Origin of the sequence: Psychrobacter sp. APC 3281 (assembly GCF_030407815.1) — a bacterium.
Classification (GTDB): domain Bacteria; phylum Pseudomonadota; class Gammaproteobacteria; order Pseudomonadales; family Moraxellaceae; genus Psychrobacter.
In genome coordinates this window covers 105,460-128,264 of the sequence record NZ_JASDCS010000009.1, presented here as the reverse complement: position 1 = coordinate 128,264, position 22,805 = coordinate 105,460, and the positions used below count along the sequence as shown (strand labels likewise).

At 43.4% G+C, this 22,805-nt stretch carries 21 protein-coding genes; 7 read left to right on the top strand and 14 right to left on the bottom strand.

Annotation, left to right across the window (positions count from 1 at the left end; translation table 11 throughout):
- Positions 1 to 3 precede the first annotated feature (3 nt).
- The 5 genes from urtD (at position 4) to QL886_RS09590 (ending at position 4,432) form a co-directional block, all read left to right on the top strand.
- Positions 4 to 813 carry an urea ABC transporter ATP-binding protein UrtD gene (gene urtD, locus QL886_RS09610; RefSeq protein ID WP_057762671.1) on the top strand — a complete coding sequence of 270 codons (810 nt, stop codon included), beginning with the start codon at positions 4 to 6 and terminating at the stop codon, positions 811 to 813.
- A 78-nt stretch (positions 814 to 891) separates the two neighbouring features.
- Positions 892 to 1,590 carry an urea ABC transporter ATP-binding subunit UrtE gene (gene urtE / locus QL886_RS09605; protein ID WP_290178535.1) on the top strand — a complete coding sequence of 233 codons (699 nt, stop codon included), beginning with the start codon at positions 892 to 894 and terminating at the stop codon, positions 1,588 to 1,590.
- Between the two features lie 302 nt (positions 1,591 to 1,892).
- On the top strand, positions 1,893 to 2,777 hold the full coding sequence (lgt, locus tag QL886_RS09600; RefSeq protein WP_057761969.1) for a prolipoprotein diacylglyceryl transferase: 885 nt from the start codon (positions 1,893 to 1,895) through the stop codon (positions 2,775 to 2,777).
- 148 nt (positions 2,778 to 2,925) lie between these two features.
- On the top strand, positions 2,926 to 3,795 hold the full coding sequence (locus QL886_RS09595) for a thymidylate synthase (protein WP_290178534.1): 870 nt from the start codon (positions 2,926 to 2,928) through the stop codon (positions 3,793 to 3,795).
- Positions 3,796 to 3,859: 64 nt separating this feature from the next.
- Positions 3,860 to 4,432, top strand: a complete 573-nt coding sequence (locus QL886_RS09590; RefSeq protein ID WP_290178533.1) for a dihydrofolate reductase — start codon at positions 3,860 to 3,862, stop codon at positions 4,430 to 4,432.
- Between the two features lie 132 nt (positions 4,433 to 4,564).
- Here the strand turns inward: QL886_RS09590 and uvrC are convergent, their stop codons facing one another.
- Positions 4,565 to 6,409, bottom strand: coding sequence for an excinuclease ABC subunit UvrC (gene uvrC / locus QL886_RS09585; protein WP_290178532.1), 1,845 nt, complete (start codon positions 6,407 to 6,409; stop codon positions 4,565 to 4,567).
- A gap of 154 nt (positions 6,410 to 6,563) precedes the next feature.
- Positions 6,564 to 8,087, bottom strand: a complete 1,524-nt coding sequence (locus tag QL886_RS09580; RefSeq protein ID WP_290178531.1) for a DUF3360 family protein — start codon at positions 8,085 to 8,087, stop codon at positions 6,564 to 6,566.
- A gap of 512 nt (positions 8,088 to 8,599) precedes the next feature.
- Between QL886_RS09580 and QL886_RS09575 the strand changes: the two genes are divergently transcribed.
- A complete protein-coding gene (locus tag QL886_RS09575) occupies positions 8,600 to 9,160 on the top strand; it encodes a DUF4442 domain-containing protein (RefSeq protein ID WP_201572241.1) in 561 nt (186 codons plus the stop codon).
- Positions 9,161 to 9,383: 223 nt separating this feature from the next.
- Here QL886_RS09575 and rplS read toward each other — a convergent pair whose 3' ends face one another.
- The 4 genes from rplS to rpsP form a co-directional block, all read right to left on the bottom strand.
- Positions 9,384 to 9,806 carry a 50S ribosomal protein L19 gene (gene rplS / locus QL886_RS09570; protein ID WP_057761981.1) on the bottom strand — a complete coding sequence of 141 codons (423 nt, stop codon included), beginning with the start codon at positions 9,804 to 9,806 and terminating at the stop codon, positions 9,384 to 9,386.
- Positions 9,807 to 10,011: 205 nt separating this feature from the next.
- Positions 10,012 to 10,776: a tRNA (guanosine(37)-N1)-methyltransferase TrmD gene (gene trmD, locus QL886_RS09565; RefSeq protein WP_290178530.1), complete on the bottom strand. Its 765-nt coding sequence runs from the start codon at positions 10,774 to 10,776 to the stop codon at positions 10,012 to 10,014.
- Positions 10,777 to 10,853: 77 nt separating this feature from the next.
- Positions 10,854 to 11,387 carry a ribosome maturation factor RimM gene (gene rimM, locus QL886_RS09560; protein WP_290178529.1) on the bottom strand — a complete coding sequence of 178 codons (534 nt, stop codon included), beginning with the start codon at positions 11,385 to 11,387 and terminating at the stop codon, positions 10,854 to 10,856.
- A 165-nt stretch (positions 11,388 to 11,552) separates the two neighbouring features.
- Positions 11,553 to 11,822: a 30S ribosomal protein S16 gene (gene rpsP, locus QL886_RS09555; RefSeq protein WP_021812802.1), complete on the bottom strand. Its 270-nt coding sequence runs from the start codon at positions 11,820 to 11,822 to the stop codon at positions 11,553 to 11,555.
- Positions 11,823 to 12,248: 426 nt separating this feature from the next.
- Here rpsP and QL886_RS09550 point away from each other — a divergent pair, with 426 nt between their 5' ends.
- Positions 12,249 to 13,724: an ATP-binding protein gene (locus tag QL886_RS09550; RefSeq protein ID WP_290178527.1), complete on the top strand. Its 1,476-nt coding sequence runs from the start codon at positions 12,249 to 12,251 to the stop codon at positions 13,722 to 13,724.
- 38 nt (positions 13,725 to 13,762) lie between these two features.
- Here the strand turns inward: QL886_RS09550 and QL886_RS09545 are convergent, their stop codons facing one another.
- From QL886_RS09545 to QL886_RS09510, 8 genes are all read right to left on the bottom strand, one after another.
- Entirely contained in the window at positions 13,763 to 13,942 is a 180-nt protein-coding gene (locus QL886_RS09545) for a hypothetical protein (RefSeq protein ID WP_201548390.1), read from the bottom strand.
- A gap of 152 nt (positions 13,943 to 14,094) precedes the next feature.
- Positions 14,095 to 15,792: an ATP-binding protein gene (locus QL886_RS09540; RefSeq protein ID WP_290178526.1), complete on the bottom strand. Its 1,698-nt coding sequence runs from the start codon at positions 15,790 to 15,792 to the stop codon at positions 14,095 to 14,097.
- 329 nt (positions 15,793 to 16,121) lie between these two features.
- Positions 16,122 to 16,838, bottom strand: coding sequence for a response regulator (locus QL886_RS09535; RefSeq protein WP_057761994.1), 717 nt, complete (start codon positions 16,836 to 16,838; stop codon positions 16,122 to 16,124).
- A 600-nt stretch (positions 16,839 to 17,438) separates the two neighbouring features.
- Positions 17,439 to 17,855: a F0F1 ATP synthase subunit epsilon gene (locus QL886_RS09530; protein ID WP_057761996.1), complete on the bottom strand. Its 417-nt coding sequence runs from the start codon at positions 17,853 to 17,855 to the stop codon at positions 17,439 to 17,441.
- A 114-nt stretch (positions 17,856 to 17,969) separates the two neighbouring features.
- Positions 17,970 to 19,403 (bottom strand): F0F1 ATP synthase subunit beta, encoded by a 1,434-nt coding sequence (gene atpD / locus QL886_RS09525; RefSeq protein ID WP_057761998.1) that lies wholly within the window; start codon positions 19,401 to 19,403, stop codon positions 17,970 to 17,972.
- A 38-nt stretch (positions 19,404 to 19,441) separates the two neighbouring features.
- Positions 19,442 to 20,323 carry a F0F1 ATP synthase subunit gamma gene (gene atpG / locus QL886_RS09520; protein ID WP_102093132.1) on the bottom strand — a complete coding sequence of 294 codons (882 nt, stop codon included), beginning with the start codon at positions 20,321 to 20,323 and terminating at the stop codon, positions 19,442 to 19,444.
- A 216-nt stretch (positions 20,324 to 20,539) separates the two neighbouring features.
- On the bottom strand, positions 20,540 to 22,084 hold the full coding sequence (gene atpA, locus QL886_RS09515) for a F0F1 ATP synthase subunit alpha (protein WP_057762002.1): 1,545 nt from the start codon (positions 22,082 to 22,084) through the stop codon (positions 20,540 to 20,542).
- A gap of 93 nt (positions 22,085 to 22,177) precedes the next feature.
- On the bottom strand, positions 22,178 to 22,801 hold the full coding sequence (locus tag QL886_RS09510) for a F0F1 ATP synthase subunit delta (protein WP_057762004.1): 624 nt from the start codon (positions 22,799 to 22,801) through the stop codon (positions 22,178 to 22,180).
- Positions 22,802 to 22,805: the final 4 nt, after the last annotated feature.

The following is a 22,805-nucleotide window of genomic DNA, read 5'->3' as shown; positions in this document are numbered from 1 at the left end:
GCGCTGTCTGAATATGATCATACTGATGGACGTGACGGTCTCAGTCACCCCAAAAAATCAGGCGTCGATTTTAGCCATGGTATTGCTCTGTACTTAGAAGATGTGAGTGTCTGGTTTGATTCGTTTCGCGCACTTAACAATCTATCGCTCTATATCGAAGAAGGCGAGCTACGCTGTATTATCGGCCCCAACGGCGCTGGTAAAACCACGCTAATGGATGTCATTACAGGTAAAACCCGCCCTACGGAAGGCAGCGTGTTTTTTGGTCAGACTCATAATCTTGCCAGCTTATCTACCGAAGAGATCGCAGAAGCAGGTATCGGCCGTAAGTTTCAAAAACCTACTGTCTTTGAAAATTTTACGGTGATGGATAATCTGTTACTTGCTGCGCCGAAAGACAAACGTGTGGTCAAAAGCTTATTCAACAAACTCAATGCCGATACTCGCGATACCCTCGACGCGACCCTACAACAAATTCGCCTGACCGACAAAATCAACAAGCCAGCTGGTTTGCTCTCACATGGGCAAAAACAGTGGTTAGAGATTGGCATGCTGCTGATGCAGAGTCCCAAGCTAATTCTGCTTGATGAGCCAGTGGCAGGTATGACCGATGCAGAAACTGAGCATACCGCCGAGCTGTGTCTACGCCTCAAAAAGAACCATACTTTGGTCGTGGTTGAGCATGATATGACCTTTATCGATGCCATCAGTGAAAAAGTCACGGTATTGGCACAAGGAGCGATTTTGGCCGAAGGTACATTAGCGGAAGTACAAGCCAATGAAGCAGTGATTGAGTCCTACTTAGGTCGATAGCCGAACGAATCATCTAGACGAGCCAAACGAATATTCCCTTTGAAATATTAGAAAAGTTTTAGAGTTTAGGAGACAGCCATGTTACAAGTGAACGACATCAACCAGTACTACGGCGGCAGTCATATTTTACGAGACGTCTCGTTTACAGCGCCTGTAGGCGCGTGCAGCGTGGTACTTGGACGCAATGGCGTGGGCAAAACTACGCTACTTAAATGTTTGATGGGGATACTACCGATTAAATCAGGAGAGATTCTGCTCAATGATAAAGATATCAGCAAGATGTCTCCCGAGCAACGTGTCCGAGCAGGTCTAGCTTATGTACCACAAGGACGCGATATTTTTTCGACATTGACGGTCGAAGAAAATATTCTAATTGGTATGGCCAAGTTTTCACGCAGTAAGGCCAAACATGTACCCAAGTATTTATACGATATTTTCCCCGTACTCGATGAGATGAAACATCGGCGCGGTGGTGATTTGTCTGGTGGTCAGCAGCAGCAGCTTGCTATCGCCCGTGCCCTAGCCTCCGAGCCGACTGTGTTAATTTTAGACGAGCCAACTGAAGGTATTCAGCCCTCTATCATCAAAGATATTGGCCGCGTCCTGCGCGACTTAGCGGATAAAGGTGACATGGCCATTGTGCTGGTTGAGCAGTTCTATGAATTTGCTGAAGAGCTCGCTGACAATTACACGGTACTATCACGCGGCAAGGTAGTCTCACAAGGCGCAGGCGATACGATGGTCGAAAATAACGTACAAGATCTAGTCGCCATCTAATTTCTTTTAATAATAGATGTAATAATACAAATTGGTAGTGAACGCTCGATAATGCTAAAAATGGCACTTTTATCTCAAGCTGCTAGCTACCAAGATTACATATCATCACGAAAACACTCCTTAATTAAAGTCACTTTTTTACCTCACTTCTTATTTTTTGACTCTTAGCCTATACATTCTGTACCATCTCAAAAACTCAAATTACTCATACACTCTGATTAGCACCAGAGCAATTATGTATGCCCAGCGAACGAAATTTGCTATTATAGTCAGCATTTTATTATCAATATTATGATGCCCTTATGATGATTCATCCTCAGTACGATCCTGTAGCATTAGCAGTTGGGCCTGTCGAAGTCCATTGGTATGGGCTGATGTATTTGTTGGCATTTGCCGCAGCCTACGGACTGGCGTGGTATCGCAGTACCAAGCGTGAAGGCTGGACGACAGATATGGTCTCAGACCTAGTGTTCTTTGGCGCACTTGGTGTGATATTAGGTGGTCGTGTCGGCTATGTACTGTTTTATCAGTTCGGTGAACTGCTTCAAAACCCTGCCTATCTGTTCAAGGTCTGGGAAGGCGGTATGTCGTTCCATGGTGGCCTGATTGGTGTCATGTTGGGTATGCTGTATTTTGCCCGCAAATATAAAAAGACACCTTTCCAAGTGCTCGATTTTGTCGTTCCCTGTGTACCAACTGGTTTATTGTTCGGACGTATTGGTAACTACATCAATGCCGAGCTATGGGGCCGCGTCTCTGACGGTGGCTACAACTGGTTGACCTACTTCCCGCAGGCCGCTAGTGTTGATATGCAGCAGCTACAAGCTAATCCTGCACTACAAGACCTTATGACTGAAGTCAATGGCCAGTACCTGTTGCCTCGTCACCCGTCGCAATTGTATGAAGCCCTTGCAGAAGGTCTCCTGTTGTTTCTATTCTTGTGGTGGTACTCATCGAAGCCCCGTCCTCGTATGGCAGTGACCGGTGTCTTTATGCTTGGTTATGGCTTTAGCCGTTTCATCATTGAGTTCTTCCGCCAGCCAGACATCGACCAAGGATTCATCTTGCTAGGTTGGATGACCAAAGGTCAGATACTAAGCGCCCCAATGATAATTATTGGTCTGTTCTTGATCGGTTACGCTTACAAACGCGGCATCTACGACTGGGGTAAGCAAGCTGCTTATTAAGCCTACCCTTTTGTGATAAAGGTTGATGACTTAAAATAGGGTAAGCTGTCAAAACGCTTATCCTAGCAATACTTTCAATAATGACAGTGTATATATCGACTACCCATTTAGCCTGTATGCGCTGTCAGCAGTAACTAAAGAGCATTTTATGATCAATGGCACCCAAAGTAATAACGAGCAAGGCTATCTTGATTTGCTACGCCACGTTCTCGACAATGGCACTGAAAAAGGCGATCGTACTGGTACTGGTACGCTTAGCCATTTTGGCGCGCAGCTACGCTTTGACTTAGCAGAAGGCTTTCCACTGCTAACGACCAAAAAAGTTCACTTTAAATCTATCGCTTATGAGCTATTATGGTTTTTAAGTGGCAGCACTCATGTCGATTATCTACAACAGAATAACGTTCGTATCTGGAATGAGTGGGCGACAGCAGAACAGACCGCACGCTTTAACAGACCTGCTGGCGATTTGGGTCCTATCTATGGTCATCAATGGCGTAACTATGGCGCGACCAAAAATGAAGATGCCAGTTATAACGCTGATGGCGTCGATCAAATCGCACAGGTCGTTGAACAGATAAAGACCAATCCGAATTCGCGCCGTTTGATTGTTTCTGGCTGGAATCCAGGTGAGGCAGAGCAAGTAGCCCTACCACCATGTCATACGTTATTTCAGTTCTTTGTCGCAGACAATAAGCTGTCATGCCAGCTGTATCAACGTTCGGCTGACTTATTCCTAGGCGTGCCTTTTAACATTGCGAGCTATGCGCTATTGACTCATATGATCGCGCAGGTATGTGGTCTAGAAGTTGGAGAGTTTGTTTGGACAGGTGGTGATTGTCATATTTACCAAAACCATCGTGAGCAAGCCGAGCTACAGCTGACTCGCTCGCTATATAAACTGCCGACATTGTCTTTGAACCATGAAGTAAAGGACATATTTGCGTTTGAGTACGAAGACATTAGTGTCAACGACTATGAGTCGCACCCTGCTATCAAAGCAAAAGTTGCCGTATAAAGTTAGTCTGGTTAACTACGCTAAATAAAAGCAAAATTTAAGAATATAATAAAAAGGATATATTATGAGCTATGCCCATACCGAAGTTGCCCAAATCGCTGCTATTAGTAGCAATCGCTGTATCGGCAAAAACAATGAGCTACCGTGGCATATCTCAGCAGATTTGCAACATTTCAAAAGCATGACGACCAAAGAAAATGATAGTAAGATTCAAGGTATTGTGATCATGGGTCGTAAGACATTTGAGTCGATGGGTAGCAAACCATTACCAAAGCGTGTGAGCTTTATTGTTACGACACAGATGGATTATGCTGAGACGAAAGGTCTTGCAGATAGCAGCAATGCTTATGTGGTACACAACCTAGACGATGCTCTGACACAAGCAGCTAGCCTTGCTCATGGTGCGCATCTCGATACGATTTGGGTGATTGGCGGTGAGCGAGTATTTAGTGATGCTCTGATGTATACGGACCGTATTGAGCTGACTCATGTAGATACCGACATTGTTGACGGCGATGCATTTTATCCTGAGTTGCCAGAACGCTTTAAAGTAGCAGACGAATCTGAGCAAATGCACGATGAAAAAAGCGATTTAAGCTTTAGATTTACCACTTATAAAGTAGAAACTGATAAGTAGTAAAAGCCTATTGAAAAAGGGGCAGTCTTGGATAAGTAAAATTATCTAAGACTGCCCCTCTTTTGTTTAATCTCCACACAGCTTTATTTATAGACAATCTATAAAGACTGCTGGTTGATACTATCTAATCCATTACTCGTGCAATACTTTATACACCGTTTTTGCGAGTACTGGTCCGATACCTTGTACACCTGCCAACTCCTGCTGCGAAGCACCAAGCAGCTGCTGCATACCACCAAAGTGATTGAGCAAGTCACGACGACGTTTCTCACCCAGTCCCGGTATTACCTCTAGCACTGATGACGAGCGACGCTTATCGCGTTTTTTACGGTGAGCAGTAATCGCAAAACGATGCGCCTCATCACGAATATGCATCAGCAAATGCAATGCTTTGCTATCCATCGGTAGATCTAACGGTTCGTGATCGATAAAGTGCAATACCTCAAGCCCAGCCTTGCGCCCTTCCCCTTTTGCCACACTAATGAGCAAAGTGTCCCCAAGAATACCCAATTCAGTCAATACTTCTTTAGCAATGCCAAGCTGACCTTTACCACCATCAACCAATAGCAAGTCCGGCAATGGCTGCTTTTTATAACGTCGAGTCAGCACTTGTTTCATTGCTGCATAGTCGTCACCGCCTACGATGTCATGAATAGCATACTGACGGTAATCGCGACGGCGCGAGCCACCTTGGTCAAACACCACGCAGCTACCAATGGTCGCTTCACCCATCGTATGAGAGATATCAAAACATTCAATGCGATCAATCGTCCGATCGGTGACAGTCACCAGTACGTCTTTTAGTGCACCAAAGCGTGCGTGCAGCTCTAAGTAATCGCCAAGCTTGGTTTTTAATGCATTACTGGTATTTAGTGTTGCTAAGTCTAGCCACTCTGAACGGTGTTCGCGTACATTGGTCTTGATGACTACTTTATTGCCAAAGTGCGTTGCCAATGCTTCACTCACTGCCACCTGATCTGGTATCTGATGGCTCAATATGATTTCGGCAGGCAAATCATCGGTCACTTGGAAATAAAATGACGTAATGAAGGCTGATAAATTGTCTGCTAGCGACTCACTACTATCCACATCTGGGAAATAGTTTTTCCCGCCCAATACACGTCCACCACGTACCGTCAGCACGTTCACACAGGTCATGCCAGCTTGACTGGCAATCGCAATCACATCTGCCTCACCTTGTACGGTATAAACCGCTTGCCTTGCTTGTACTTCACGTAACATGGACAGCTGATCGCGATAAAATACCGCCTTTTCGAAATCTAACGCTTCAGCTGACGCTTCCATCTTTTCAATCAGCGTACTATGAATATCGCTAGAATCTCCCTTTAAAAAACGGATGGTATTATTCACGTCTTCTGCGTACTCTTCTGGCGATACCAAGCCGACACAAGGCGCACGGCAACGTTTGATCTGATACTCCAGACAAGGACGCTGACGCTGCTTAAAAAAGGTGTTGGTACATTGACGCATTTGAAACATCTTCTGCATCAACACTAGCGTTTCTTTTGCCGCATGTGCAGAGGGAAACGGGCCAAAGAATCGACCCTTTTGGTGATTGCCTTTACCGCGACCGTAAGCCAAACGTGGATAAGGTTTATCGGCTGAGATAAACACATAAAGATAGGATTTATCATCACGCAGCAGCACGTTATAAGGTGGACGGTGCTCTTTGATTAGATTCTGCTCGAGCAATAGCGCTTCGGTCTCACTACGCGTAATGATAGTCTCAATATTGTGAATCCGTGCCACTAGCGCCCGTGTCTTTGGATGATCTATCGTTTTGGCAAAATAGCTATTTACTCGGCTTTTTAGCGACTTAGCTTTACCAACGTATAATATATCGCCGTTCTTACCCAGCATCTTATACACCCCTGGCAAGTTAGGCAGGCGTTTAATCAGATGCTTAAGACGGGCTTTTTTATCATCGACAGGACTCGATTCTGAGACATTAACCATAGAATTTATTGCTCTTAAAAACCTTAGTAATACTGCTAGTTATGGGGCGGGAGTCATTGTTTTACAAGCCAATTATTATCGCAGTTCTACCCATAAAAAAGCCAGCTTTCGCCGGCTTAGTCTGTTCTATTATCGTTTATTCAATCACATACTATTAATGACGGAAGTTAGCCATCAATGCTGGGATGCCTGGCAACATACCGACGATAGCCATGACGCCTGTCAGTACTACAAACATAATACCCGGTATGATCCAGCGGCTCATCTTAGTCAAATTGGCACTACGTTCTTTAGAGCCGATCAAACCTAAGTTATCAAGCAACAACGTGAGCGACCAACCAAAGGCTGGGTTAACCAATGCCGAAGCAAATACCACAATAGCAGCAGACTGCGTGGTTTTACCTTCACGCGTCATCTCCATACCAGCTTCTAGTAATGGAATAAACACCCCAACGATCAAGGCCACACACATCACTGGCTGCCAAATGGCCAAATCCATCGGATAGCCCCAAACCCCTGCGATGATACAGAATAGGGCTGTCAATAAAGCGCCAGCAGGAATCGGACGTTTGGCAATCGCTGCAGGAACAATATACGTTCCCCACGACGACGCAAAGTTGGCACCGCCCAATACAGAGCCGACTACCTGACGAAATGAAGCACTGGTCATGGTGTCATCGATATCCATAAGCACTTTTTCAGTACGCTTAGGATAGCTGATTTTTTGGAATACCTGATGGCCTAAGAAATCTGGCGACCACATTGCCACGGCCAAAATAGCAAATGGCAGTACTACGATGAAGCTTTCAATCGTCGGCAGACCTAACATCCAACCTGTGTTTTCGCCCCACCAATACATTGGATTCATGTTTGGTAGACCTGGCGCTGTTTTGAACGCAAAAGGTGCGCCCAATGCAAAGGCAAGACCACCACCCAACACACAGCTTAGCGGAACCGCGAGCCAGCGTTTTTGCCAATGCTCAAGCAATGCATATAGCAGGATAGTCGCCAAGATAATAAAGAAAGCGATATGCGACATGCCAATCCCTTCTGCCCAAGCAAAGAGATTTTTGACCTGTGACGTCGTTCCGATAAAGCCCAAGTAAATCAAGAGGCCACCGCACACACCCTTACTGGTCAAATTAGCCAGCAAACTCCCCCCTTTACTAATCGCGAGGAGCAGACCAAAAGCACCGATAAGCAAACCAAAGGCCATCGGGTGCCCACCAGCTGCTACCACAATAGGAATCAGAGGGATTAGTGGGCCGTGAGTACCAGCGAGGTTGGCCGTCGGCAGTAGAAATCCCGAAAATAAGATAATAAAGAAGGAGACGATCAATAGCTCGTAGCGCACGTTTTCTAAGACAAACGCATCACCTAAGCCCAGTGGACCTGCAAAGGTTGCTGCAATGGCGCCCACCATAACAACTTTACCGATGGTGGCGGCCATTGCTGGAATAGTATCTTCGTATTCAAAACGGTAATCACGGAATGGTAAATTAGGACGCCAGCGTTTCGGCTGCATGATTTGTAATTCATGGTTTAAATAAGCATCACGACTGTCAAAACTAGAACTGGGCTTATGCAAATCTACATAACTGCCTTGTACTTGACTGTCGTGGTTTACGTTCGAGGTCGGCGTATTAGACCCTGAAGAGGGGGTCTGAGGGTTACTCATCACATTTCCTTGTGTCGATTACGTCTTTGATTGACTACACACGCTCTGCTCTAATGTCATAGACCAAAGCGCCTATTACAAACTGCGAACTATTGTATGCCAAGACTTGATGAAATGCGAACCTAAAACCATTTAAAGATACTATGTATCTCATTATAATATATAAACTAAAGTTTCTATTTGAGACGAAATTAACCTTAATAGAAAACCATGAGGGAAAAATCTCTCTGTTATAGACTTTGAGTTAGAATAAACGACCGTTTTATTGATAATTATTTGCATCTAGATGATTTTTTATCACATAGATGAATAGCAAAGATAGTTATAATAAATAACGATCGTTACTTATAAGTGGGCATAAATATGTCATTTTGGTTACGCTTTAGAGCTAGCAGGCTGAGTACTTTTTAATTATGATAAATACTTTTTATCGATTTATTTCTCAGTGATACTGTTTAAAACCGCATCGTTGATACAATCAAAAAATTGAGAAAAGGCAATAGGACAAGTTTATGAGTGTATTACCTACCAACCTTGAGACTTTGAAACGTCGGGCCAAGCAAAGCATCATGCCATTGCTGACACCGCATTTGTTAAAGCTGCGTCTCAACACTTATGCACCATACATTGGCGCAGGTATCAAAATCGATCATATCAGTCTCGATCAGGGTTTGTGTGTGGTAAGCATGGGACTAAACACTCTGAACAAAAATATCGTCGGTACTCAGTTCGGTGGTAGCTTATATTCAATGGTTGACCCTTTTTATATGCTTATGCTGATGCATCAACTGGGTAGCAATTATGTAGTGTGGGACAAAAGCTCGCACATTGATTTTGTTGCGCCTGGCAATAGCAAGGTTACTGCGCGCATGAAAATACCTAGCTCTGAAATTATCACTATTCAAGAGCTGGCAAAAGAAGGTGAAGCGGTATTCCGTGAGTATAAAGTCGACATCGTTGACGAGCAGCAAAAGCTAATCGCGACTGTCACCAAGACGTTATACATTAGACTGCGCAAATACAGTAAGTCCAAAGAGCAAGTCAACCGCATCGATACATTTGATGCTCAATAAGCTTTAGCTTCTAACTGGCACTATTAGAGCTGATAAAACTTAAATTATTAATGCTATACATACAAAAACCCCAATCTAGCTTTCGCATAGATTGGGGTTTCGTCTTTTTTGGTATGGCCCGCTTATTTATAAATAAACCTATGAATAAGGGCTTGTATCTACTATTACCTTGTCTTGAGCCAATCCTAAATCATATGATTAACTCAAAGCGGCAAACTTGTGCTTAGATACCAGGTGCAGTATCAACTGCATCAGGTACGCCAGCGTCAGTTTTTTTCTTAGCAACTGGACGAGCACCAAGTTTTTCGCGGATACGTGCTGATTTACCAGAGCGCTCACGTAAGTAGTATAGTTTCGCACGGCGAACAGCACCGCGACGTTTCACTTCGATGCTCTCGATGATTGGTGAATGCAATTGGAATGCACGCTCAACGCCAACGCCGCTTGAGATTTTACGTACGGTAAACGCTGAGTTTAAACCGCGGTTACGCTTAGCAATTACAACGCCTTCAAAAGCCTGTAAACGCTCACGCTCACCTTCACGTACTTTTACTTGTACCACAACGGTATCGCCGGGTGCAAAGCTTGGGCGCTCAAGCAATTGAGCGTTTTCGATGACCTGAACCAATGGATGCTTGTTGCTCATGAGAGTTATCTCCTCACATTAGATAATAGAGGCTTGACGCATATCACCTGTTTGTAATAATTAATCGCATCTCTTTATAGTGAGACACAACGTAAATGGGTTATAACCAACGGCCACTATGCTATGACTCGTTTTATTATTGCTCAAAATTCTGTTTCTTAACTGTTTATCAAACTTGCTAACGATAAATTTAGATTTTAAAAACCTACTTTTTATCTGCTTTGGCCAATGCTTTCAACCACTTCGCTTGCTCTAACGTTGGGGTAAACGCTTGCCATAAGTCTGGACGACGCGTTTGCGTACGACTGACTTGCTGACTAAAACGCCACTTAGCGATATTGGCATGGTGACCTGAAAGTAATACCTCAGGAACCGCCATACCCGCAAACTCATGCGGCTTAGTATAGTGTGGACAGTCAAGCAAGCCATCGACAAAAGAGTCTTGCTCCGCTGACATGTCATCACCCATGATATCGGGCAGACGACGTATCACACTATCCATCAGCACCATTGCTGGCAACTCGCCACCAGTCAACACGTAGTCACCTAACGATACTTCCATATCGACATATTGTGACAGTAAACGCTCGTCAATACCTTCATAACGACCGCATAATAAAATCATGCCATCGTAATCAGTCATGTTGACTACGCTACTCTCACTAAGCGTTTGCCCTTGCGGTGACATATAAATCACCGGACAGTGCTCACTATCGACACGGCAACCATGCTGACTGGCACGTAATCGTGCATCCTCAATGGCTTTCGATAATGGCTCAGCCATCATCACCATCCCAGGACCACCCCCATAAGGGCGCTCATCAATACGGCGATAGTTATCGGTGGTATAATCACGTGGATTAATGCATTCAATCGTAACTTGCTCTTGAGTCACTGCTCGGCCCGTGATTCCAAATTCACGAATCGTGGCAAACATCTCAGGAAAAATACTAATTACGGCAAAATACATCTGATGTCTACTTGCGTTAAGGCTAAAACAATCGGTGTAAGTACTAATAACGTCTGACTAAAAAGCCAGAAACGCTATCAGTAATCACTCGGCCATGCCACAAGCACTGTTTTTTCAGTCATATTGACTTCTATCACAGTTTGCTTATGCCATGGAATCAGGCGTTCTTCATTGTCTAAACTGTCTGAATTTGCCGTTACACGCATGATGTCATGGGCACCGGTTTCAAACATTTCAGTGATATTACCTAGATACTCATCCTGCTCGTTCATCACGCGCAGACTGACCAAATCCGACCAATAATATTCGTCTTCAGCTGTTTCAGGTAGGACGTTTTGTTCGACCCAAACGGTAACACCGTTCATAGTCTCAGCAACATTACGATCAGGAATCTGCTCAAATTGAGCCACAATTCCTGTTCTTTGCTCACGCCAAGCCTTCACAGTTAAAGGTTTCATGCCAGTGGCAGTTTTCATCCACCACGGCTTCATGTCGAATATTGCTGTACGGTCATCCGTATCACTGAATACCCAAAGCCAGCCTTTAATGCCGTAAGGCTTCTTAAGCTGACCAATTTTCATAAGGGCACTAGCGTTTGGAACAGATGACATAGCAGCTAACCTAACAATGATTAAAACAGCAATTGCAAAAACAATTGCGTCAAAAGCGATAAACAGTTAATGGCGCACCCTGGTCAGACCAGTTACGCTATGTATTCTAAAGTCTACTGAGTCATATCATAGTTTTGCTACGAACGTCTCAGTAACAACCAAAACTTAAGCAGTTGCTTCAGTTTGAGCTGCAGACTTGTTGTAAGCTTTTGCTAATGAAGCAACGCGATCTGAAGGTTGTGCACCTTTTGCGATCCACGCATTGTACGCTTCCATGTTTAGGCGTACTGCTTCTTCAGACTCTTTAGCGAGTGGGTTAAAAAAGCCGATGTTTTCAATATAGCGACCGTCACGCGCGCGGCGTTGATCAGCAACAACTACTTGATAAAATGGGCGTTTCTTGGCACCGCCCCGTGCTAAACGAATAACAACCATGTGAATTCTCTCTTTCGCAGGTATACCAAAAAGGGCATAATTATATCACAGTCTTTATTTGTTGAAAACATAAACTGTGCATATTTAATTATTTATTAACAATAGCTTAAATGACGACCTAAGTAAAATATAACTGATGATAATGACTTATTTTTAAAGTTTTTCTTTAGATTCTATAGATTACTATTGCTCTCTCTGAAAAATAGATGATTGCTAAATACATTTATCCTTAAGCTTAACTTTACATCTATTCTAATAACTATCTGGCTCGCTCGTCGATTGCATACTGTATCAGTACTATTTATTGGTTATGCTATTCTATGATATACCGCTATAGATTGATGCACGGACTAGCCTTAAGGCAATCGTATTTAAAGAGCTACACGCTATATCACACTAACTTTTCTTTTACTCTGTTGGACACATATGATCTCTCCGAACCCAAAGCCGCGTCGTAAAGGTTGGCTGCCACGCTCTTATTCCAACACTTGGCTAACGACCTTAATGGTTGCCTTTATCGTGCTTATCAGTGTGAGCTTATCAATTCTGTTCTTTTGGCGCAGTCTGTATCTGCCAGAGTTAAAAAACCATGCGCGTTATTTGACGAGTGAGTTGCAGCTGATCAATAGCGTTAATAAAGACTGGCAAAGTCGTCCCGAAGTACGCCAATGGATTTACCAGCACTCTCATGTCGTCGTGGTGAATAACCCTAGTGACTTCCCAGAAGTCGCTGACAAGCCATTCGTGAGCTTTTTTACTGACGTACTACAACGTGAAATCGGTGCGCAGCTCGGTCGCCCTGTAGAGGTCTATTTTAAATTTAAGCCAACGCCGCAGCTATGGGTACAAGATAGCCGTGATGACAGTTTTTGGGTGCGTGAGCCTGTCGTCTACTATTCACAGTATAGCCCGACGTTACTGGTGCTATTTTTGATCGGACTGCCTATCCTATCGCTATTAACGATTATTCTATTAGCCCGTCAATTAAATCGCCCCCTACGCTACTTACAGCGGGCAGCTACTAACTATATTAGGCTTGGTCATGCAACCACACTGCCAACGCAAAAAGGCCCCACAGAAATACGTCAAGTTAATATGGCGTTTAACCGACTGTTCACGACCTTAAATCAGGCGCAAAAAGAGCGAACAATCATGCTTGCCGGCATCTCACATGATTTGCGGACACCATTGACACGTATGCGCTTGACCGCAGAGATGCTACCAGATGACTTCTTTCGGGAAGGGCTGATTTACGATATTGAGGATATGGATGCCATTTTAGAGCAGTTCATCTCATTTATGAAAGATGGTTCTGATGAGCCAGTCAGCTTGACCAACCTAGACACTATATTTAATGAAATCATGGTGCAGTTTGCGCCAATGAAGTTTGTATATGAGTCAGAATGCGACAAGGTCGTTCCCGTACGTCCATTATCCATCAAACGTCTGATTATCAACTTGGTCAATAATGCCAATCGTTATGGAAAGCCACCTATTTATTTATCGGCGACGGTTGTACCGACATTTATAGAAACTGTCGAAGACGAAGATACGGATGTGGTCAGCGAAAATGCGGTGAACAAAGAAGCTCAAGAACAGTTAGTGATTTGTGTACGAGATTGCGGTGATGGCGTCGCTGACGATCAATTAGAGCGAATTATGCAACCGTTTGAACGAGGAGAGACGGCACGGACTACTCAAGGTAGCGGTCTAGGTCTTGCGATTGTTGATCGTATTGCACGATTACATCACGGTACCGTTGAAGCCATCAACCACCCTGAAGGCGGGCTACAAGTATGCGTACGTATTCCTCTACTCTCCAAAGTCGCTGGAGATACTACATTGGCGGCTGAAGTAGAAGAGGTATCTGAGGTAAACAATACGGTACCAAATTCAAAATAGCGATGAGAATTTAATCTGAATAAGCAAAGATATCAAAGCTAGTCTTTGCTACCAATAGCCGGCGGAATATACTCAGCACTGTTAGTGAAAGCTAGGGGCTGGGTAATTTCAGCCTGAGCTGCTTGTAGTGTTTGGGTCGTTGACGGCTGTTTTAAGAATAAATAATAGCCTAGCGTAATCGCATTCAATACTACCAACCCACCAAATAAATATGGCATCCTATGCCCTCCTATGACATTGTCCAACTGTCTTAAAAATAGCGACGTGCGCGTCATCTAGCTATAAAGCTGTATCCTGTTATACCATTAAAATGACGCTGATTGTCTTTAGTATCATGACTAATAATTATGGCTTAGCCCTATAACTTGGTTTAGTCTGACAACTTAGTATCGAAGTCGCGCTCGCTTTTCTCTTGCGTCAATTCATCAGCAGCAAGAATTTGTGTCAATGGTTTGATAGGCCACGTCATCACAAACCTTGCACCGCCTAACTCACGACTCTCATCTACTTTCATACTACCATTAAACCAAAAGGCAATGCGCGATACAATAGACAAGCCTAGGCCATAGCCACCTGACGCGCGTGTACGGCTGTCATCTAAACGTGAGAATGGAATGAACACTTTTTCACGATCTGCTTCAGGAATACCGTGTCCATCATCTTCAACACTGACGAAGGCATTGCCTTTTTTGACACCTGCACTAATGATAATGGTTGTTTCTGCATAGCGTAATGCATTACCTGCAAGATTCTGAATCACACGGTGTAAGTAGCGTCTATCCGCAACTGCTGTGACTTTTGCATTTGGCAAACTGGTTACTATTTTGATAGGTTTACCTAGTGCATTGGTTTCGCGCTCGATCTGCTCTAACAGCTCTCTTAAGTTTACTGGTTCTAAATCTAGCTTAGGTGACCCTTCCTCAAGCTTAGCATAGGTCAAAATCTCATCAATCAAACCATTAAGCGATTCAATATCTTCATCAATATAGTCACGCTGCATAAAACGTGAGTCTTCGTCATCCGTATCAGCAAGCATATCTACGGCAAATCGAATACGAGCCACTGGCGTACGAAGCTCATGTGAGACCGCTCGGGTAAGCTCGCGCTGTGATTCAATCAAACGCTTAATATGCGAGGTCATGGCATTAAAAGTCGCTGACAAACGCGCTATTTCATCTTGACCAATAACCTGTACTTGAATATCAAGGTTACCTTGACTGACCTCATTCACACCTACCTGAATCAATTGTAGCTTACGTTCAAGCGGGAAGATGAGCGCATACACACCTAAGCTAATTAGGAACATACTGATAAGAATCATACTAATAATTAAGTTGAGCGGAAACCAGTTAAATAACGGTATAGGCCCAATCAAAATTGCCATATCATTGATTTCAGAGGGTACCACTACCCTAATCGCAGAGTTACTCGTACTACTGTTAGTATCTTGCAACGATATGACGACTTCGTCACGGCGCAGGCGAGACATCTGATCTGAATCTAACTCAAGCGTATTAACTGCTTTAAACGCTAAAGGGAAAGAAAACTTTTTCTCCAATTCAGCCAAACGTGCGCGCTTGTCCGATAGTGTCATGTGATAAGACAAATCATCTAACAGAAATACCGCAATTGCTCGTACTTGCTGCTCGGTAACTTGAGAGATTCTCGCTGTTAACACACTCTTATTATCCGGTAAGCGGTAATAAACATCTGCATATACAGGCTGGTTGAAATAACGTACAACGGTATTATCATTTTTAAAACGGCGTAGCTCGCTGGCGCTAAAATCTACTTCGTCAATAGGCAAGACTTTAAAAGTAGTACCAAACAAACTACTCGCATCTGATAACCAATATTCACGCTCTTCTTCGCTATTTTGGTGAGCAATTCCTTCACTCACCAAATGAAATGCCCCCATTGCCATATTTTCACGATAGGACTGCACACGCTCCTTATTAATGGTATCCATCAATAACTGCGCAAATAGTGCCACACACAAGCATACTATAAGTAGCCCAGCATAGATACGAACAAAAATACTGTGTTTTAAAGAAGAGACTAATGACATACGTGCCGTGACCAACTTAATAAATAGAGATTGCTAATATCATCAAACATATAGGTAGTGCTATGTGTTTGATGATATCGAACATAATCGAATAGAGATAGACTTTAACTTTGACTTTTAATTACCGCATTTTAATTCATATGCAGCAATCATCCAAAGACTTATATGTATGACATATATTTAGTCAGCGTCTATAATAATGGGTTAATTAAACCACATAACACTGCATTTAAGTTTAAAAATTAAAATTTAGCCACAAAAAAACCAGCATCGTTGCTGGTTTTTTCGAATAGTGATTAATAATTAATCAACCTATAGAAGCAACAATATTAGTTGCCTTCTTTTACGAATAGATAGCCTTTACTACGTACGGTCTTAATACGCTTTGGATTTTCTGGATCATCACCGATTTTTGGACGAATACGTGAGATACGTACGTCAATTGAACGATCTTGACCATCATACTCAATACCGCGTAGACGCTCAAAGATATCTTCACGAGATAGAATACGACCTGCGTTAGAAGCAAGTAACCATAGTAAATCATACTCAGCACTGGTGAAATCAACCAACTCATCACCTAGGTTAACTGAACGGCCACCGTTGTCGATGACTAACTCGCCAAACTCTAGACGTTGTGGCACATCTTCTGATGGTGCATTTTCTGAGCGGCGCAGTAGCGCACGAATACGTGCAAGCAATACACGTGGCTGAGCAGGCTTGGCAACATAATCGTCAGCACCCATCTCAAGACCCAATACTTGATCCATGTCTTCAGTACGTGCGGTCAACATCAAAATTGGATTTTGATAATGTGGGCGTACTTCACGGCATACGGTCAAACCATCGCTACCAGGTAGCATGACATCAAGTACAACCATATCTGGCTGCTCATTGACGATACGGCGAATAGCACGATTACCATCAGTTTCAATTGCCACTTCTAAACCATTTTTGACCAAGTAATCTTGAGTCAACATGGCCAGACGCTCATCATCTTCAACAATCAAGATTCGGGGGGTGTTGTCTTCTTCATTCGTTGTCATTGTTATATCCTCTAATACATCTAATTTAAAAGCAGTAAAAGTAAGAGCGGTAAAATTAATAGCACCATATAGTGGCACAATTGATGTTCGTATAGCTGTTACAAACTTGGTAGCACAGTATACTATTAAATTATCAGCTTCCTATACTATAGCTGATAGTCGGTAACAAAACCTATAAACTACCCCTATCAAAACTTTAGTTTGCGTCCAGAAATTATGCCAATTACTTTGTTAGTACATCGCAGTTTGTATTATCTATCGTTTGCTAATTACCCAAACCATCGAGCCAACATTATCGCGTACAGTTACTGCTCGTTGCTTATAATACGTTATGTCTAATATAACCATATATTAACGTTGTCGCCAGTGTCTTTTTAAGAAAATTCCAATAGGCGATGATTCATTGATAATAAAAGATTTTTCCTGAGAATAGATTGAACTACCACAAATACTATCCAAGTAATAACCGTGTGTATTTACCGCAGAACAGTTAGTTTCATAATGAATAGACATAAAAAAACAGCCCATATAATGGACTGTCTTTTTATTATTACTTCTAGCGATAACTATAAATGATTAGCTAGAGCTATCAGTAATAAATTACGCGCGGTTTTTGTACTTACGAATAGTCTGTAATTGTCCTACTGACTCTGCAAGTGAGGCCAAAGCCGCATTGGTTTGTAGCGTATCAGACTGGTTAACTAGCATTTGCTCAGCTTTTTTACGTGCTTCGACGATTTTGCTTTCGTCAAGATTGTGTGCACGCATGGCTGTATCAGCCAATACCGTAACCATCTTAGGCTGTACTTCTAGTACACCGCCTGAGACGTAAATTACTTCTTCTTCACCGTTTGGTGTTTGCACTCGCATTGCACCTGGCTTTAGCAAAGTAATAAGCGGTGTGTGACCTGGCAATACACCAATCTCGCCTTCGGTACCAGTAGCTATTAACATGCTAATTTCGCCTGAATACAACTCTTCACGAGCACTTACGACGCGACATTGTAACGTTGCCATACTTAATTCCTTACCATCAAAGCGCGATCAAAAAACAGTAAAACTGCGATGCGTTACTGAAGAGTAGATACAAGGTTTATATTATATCTACTCGTTAGCTTATGCTTATACAACTTACGCTGACTTAGACTTCATTTTTTCAGCTTTAGCGACTACTTCATCGATGCTACCAGCCATGTAGAACGCCTGCTCTGGTAGGTCATCGTATTCACCAGCGATGATTGCTTTAAAGCTAGCAATAGTATCGCGTAGTGGTACGTATTTACCAGGTGCACCAGTGAAGACTTCGGCTACGTGGAATGGCTGAGACAAGAAGCGCTGAATCTTACGAGCACGATAAACAACCAGTTTATCTTCTTCTGATAACTCATCCATACCCAAGATAGCGATGATGTCTTTAAGCTCTTTATAACGCTGTAGAACTTCCTGAACACCACGAGCAACATTGTAATGATCTTCGCCGATTACTTGTGGATCTAACTGACGTGATGTTGAATCCAATGGATCAACCGCAGGATAGATACCTTGTGATGCGATATCACGGCTTAGTACAACTGTTGCATCCAAGTGAGCAAACGTTGTAGCAGGTGATGGATCGGTCAAATCATCCGCAGGTACGTATACTGCCTGAACTGAAGTAATAGAGCCTGACTGAGTTGATGTAATACGCTCTTGTAGTAAGCCCATCTCTTCAGCTAGTGTTGGCTGATAACCAACCGCTGATGGCATACGACCAAGTAGTGCTGATACTTCTGTACCCGCTAGTGTATAACGGTAGATGTTATCAACAAACAATAGGACGTCACGACCTTTACCAGTAACAGGATCTTTGGTATCACGGAAGTACTCAGCCATGGTCAAACCAGACAGTGCAACACGTAAACGGTTACCTGGTGGCTCATTCATCTGGCCATATACCATTGCTACTTTAGACTTACTGAAGTCTTCAGTGTTTACAACGCCAGCTTCCTGCATTTCGTGATAGAAATCGTTACCTTCACGAGTACGCTCACCAACACCAGCAAATACTGACAAACCTTCATGTTTTAGAGCGATGTTGTTAATCAGCTCCATCATGTTAACGGTTTTACCAACACCAGCACCACCGAACAGACCAACTTTACCACCTTTAGCGAACGGGCAAAGTAGATCGATAACTTTAATACCAGTCTCTAGTAGCTCAGTGCTGTTTGACTGATCCGCGTAGCTTGGCGCTTCACGGTGGATAGACCATTTTTCGTCAGCAACAACAGGACCTTCTTCATCGATAGGACGACCAAGAACATCCATGATGCGACCTAGCGTACCAGTACCAACAGGCACAGAGATAGGTGCACCAGTATTAGTAACAGGTAGGTTACGCTTTAAACCTTCGGTTGAACCCATTGCAATAGTACGTACAATACCGTCACCTAGCTGTTGCTGTACTTCTAGGGTAGTTTCGGTACCGTCTACTTGCAAGGCATCAAAAATTTGAGGAACTTCATTACGGTTGAACTCAACGTCAAGAACCGCGCCAATAATCTGTACAATACGACCGCTACTCATTGCGTTCTCCTTGAACTTCTATATATAGGTGTAGTCAATTATGAAACAGCAGCAGCACCGCCAACGATTTCCGAGATTTCTCGGGTAATCGCCGCTTGACGCAGCTTGTTATAAACCAACTGTAAATCGTTAATAAGGTCACCAGCATTATCTGTTGCCGCTTTCATCGCAACCATACGTGAAGACTGCTCAGAGGCAATGTTTTCCATTACCGCTTGATAAACAATCGACTCAATATAGCGACCAAGCAACTCATCAATTAACGTCTTGATGTCAGGCTCGTAGATATAATCCCAGCTAAGTTCTGTCTGTAGACCACTGTCTTCATCATCAAATGACTGCTCTGGTAGAGGAACCAACTGATTGACTGTTGGTTTCTGAGTCATCGCATTGACGAATCGGTTGTAGACCACATAGATACGGTCAATATTGCCGTTACTATAGTCTTCAAGCATCGCTTGAACCGGTGCATTCAACTGTTCAAACGTTGGTTTATCGCCATAATCGGTCACAGCCGATGTAACTTTACCACCAAAGTTTTTAAAGAAACTCACACCTTTGGCACCGATGACTGCAAACTCAGCTTGTACAGACTGATCTTGATAATCTTGGATACTTTTAGTTAGGGCTTTGAATAAGTTAATATTCAAACCACCCGCTAGGCCACGGTCAGAGGTAATGACAATATAGCCAACCTTATTGACTGGACGCGATACCATATACGGATGTTTGTAGTCTGATGAGGCATGCACCAAATGTGAAATAACCCGGCGCATACTATCAGCATACGGGCGACCCACTTCCATGCGCTCTTGCGCACGGCGCATTTTACTTGCCGCTACCATTTGCATAGCACGAGTAATTTTCTGGGTGCTTTTAATACTGGTGACTTTGGCACGTATCTCTTTTAAGCTTGCCATAATGATTCCAATATAAGAGGGTTAAAAAGCATTGGCGCATGCGACAATCGTTTGATATACAACATCAATCCTACAGAATAACATTTTATATCTTGTGGCATTACGCGATCTAATACCGGTAATGGTTAAAACAGTGGCGCAAATATCTGGTCAGACAACGCGCCACTTTATCAGCTCTAAGCTACAGTTATAACCAATTCGGCTTAACCCGTTAAATTAATAACTGTGATTTTGTTTAAAGGTCTCTAGAGATGACTTTAAACGACCTGCGATATCATCATTGTAGTTCGCAGTGTCATCAATCTCACGCATCAATTCACTTTGCTCATCATGCATATAACGTAGGTACGCTTCTTCGAAAGAACCAATCTTTTCGACAGGTACGTCAGCTAAGAAGCCTTCGTTTGAAGCATAGATAACGGCTGCTTGCTCAGAGATTGACATCGGCTGATACTGCTTCTGCTTCATCAATTCAGTCACACGCTCACCATGATCAAGCTGCTCGCGAGTTGCGTCATCAAGATCTGATGCGAACTGAGCGAATGCTGCTAGTTCACGATACTGAGCTAGAGCGGTACGAATACCACCAGATAACTTTTTGATGATCTTAGTCTGAGCGGCACCACCAACACGAGATACCGAGATACCAGCGTTTACTGCTGGACGGATACCTGAGGCGAATAAGCTAGACTCTAGGAAGATCTGACCATCAGTGATCGAAATCACGTTAGTTGGTACGAATGCAGATACGTCACCAGCTTGTGTTTCAATGATTGGTAGTGCGGTTAAAGAACCAGTTTTACCTTTCACTTCACCGTTAGTGAACTTTTCTACATAATCAGCATTTACACGTGATGCACGCTCAAGTAGGCGTGAGTGTAAATAGAATACGTCACCAGGATAAGCTTCACGACCTGGCGGACGACGTAATAGTAGTGAAATCTGACGATAAGCAACTGCTTGCTTTGATAAGTCATCAAATACAATCAGTGCATCTTCGCCGCGGTCACGGAAGTATTCGCCCATCGTACAACCTGAGTACGGTGCGATATACTGAAGTGCTGCAGGCTCTGATGCTGAAGCAACCACAACAGTGGTATATTCTAGTGCGCCAGTTTGCTCAAGCTTACGTACGACGTTAGCGATAGTCGAACGTTTCTGTCCGATAGCCACGTATACACATTTAATGCCTGACGCTTTCTGTGCGATGATCGCATCGATAGCCATCGCTGTTTTACCAGTCTGACGGTCACCAATGATAAGCTCACGCTGACCACGACCGATTGGAATCATGGTATCAACGGCTTTATAACCAGTCATTACTGGTTGATCTACTGATTGACGGTCGATAACGCCTGGAGCGATCTTTTCGACTTTATCAGTCATTTTGGCATCGATAGGACCTTTGCCATCAATAGGATTACCCAAAGCATCAACAACACGGCCTAACAGCTCAGGACCTACTGGTACTTCAAGAATACGACCAGTACAATAGGCTTTTTGACCTTCTTGCAGCTTTAGGTAATCACCAAGTACTACCGCGCCAACAGAATCACGCTCTAAGTTTAGAGCCATTCCGTAGATTTCGCCTTCAAACTCAATCATTTCGCCGTACATGGCATCTTCAAGACCATGAATCTGCACGATACCGTCAGATACTTTGACAATCGTGCCTTCATTCTTTGCAGTTGCACCCGCATCAAGGTCTTGAATACGCTGCTTAATCAGGTTACTGATTTCCGCTGGATTCAATTGTTGCATTGCCTTGTTTCCTTTAATTTATGATAACCCGCCCACTGACTTAATTGCTCTTATAATCATACAGTCAATATTTGACTATATTGATGATTGGCATTAGGCAGTTAGCTGTGTTTTTAACTGTTGTAACTTGCCGCGCATCGAATCATCAATGACTTTGTCACCGACTTTGATTGTAGCGCCTGCCAATAGACTTGGATCAACTGATTCGTGAATCACTACACTAGCATTTAGCGAGGCAGCAAGACGCGTTTGTAGCGTTTGACGCTGTTCATCAGTCAATGGGTAGGCAGAGGTCACATATGCGTCAAGCTGCTTTAAGCTTATTGCCTTGTGACGGCGATAATGCTCATAAACTTCAGGAAGCAGCGCCAGACGCTCTTGTTCTGATAACTGTTTAACGAAGTTACTAAGTGCTACTGATACTTTTGGATAGCTTACGTTACTGTCAAGGCTAGTCCCTTGAGCTTCGCTTAATAACTGCTTGAAAGCAGAATCATTAGCGCTAGCTACTTGCGTATCATAAAGATCGACCAAAGCAGCTGACTTATGCTCAGCAGAAACAGCTGGATTGTCTAGCCAAGTACTGAACGACTTGTCATTGACAACAGTGCTAGCAACAAGTAAGAAGTTTTCCCACTCGTTGACTGCGCCGTTTTCGTTGGCATAGTCAAACGCGGCTTTAGCGTACGGTCGTGCTAAGGTTGATAAGTCAGCCATTATA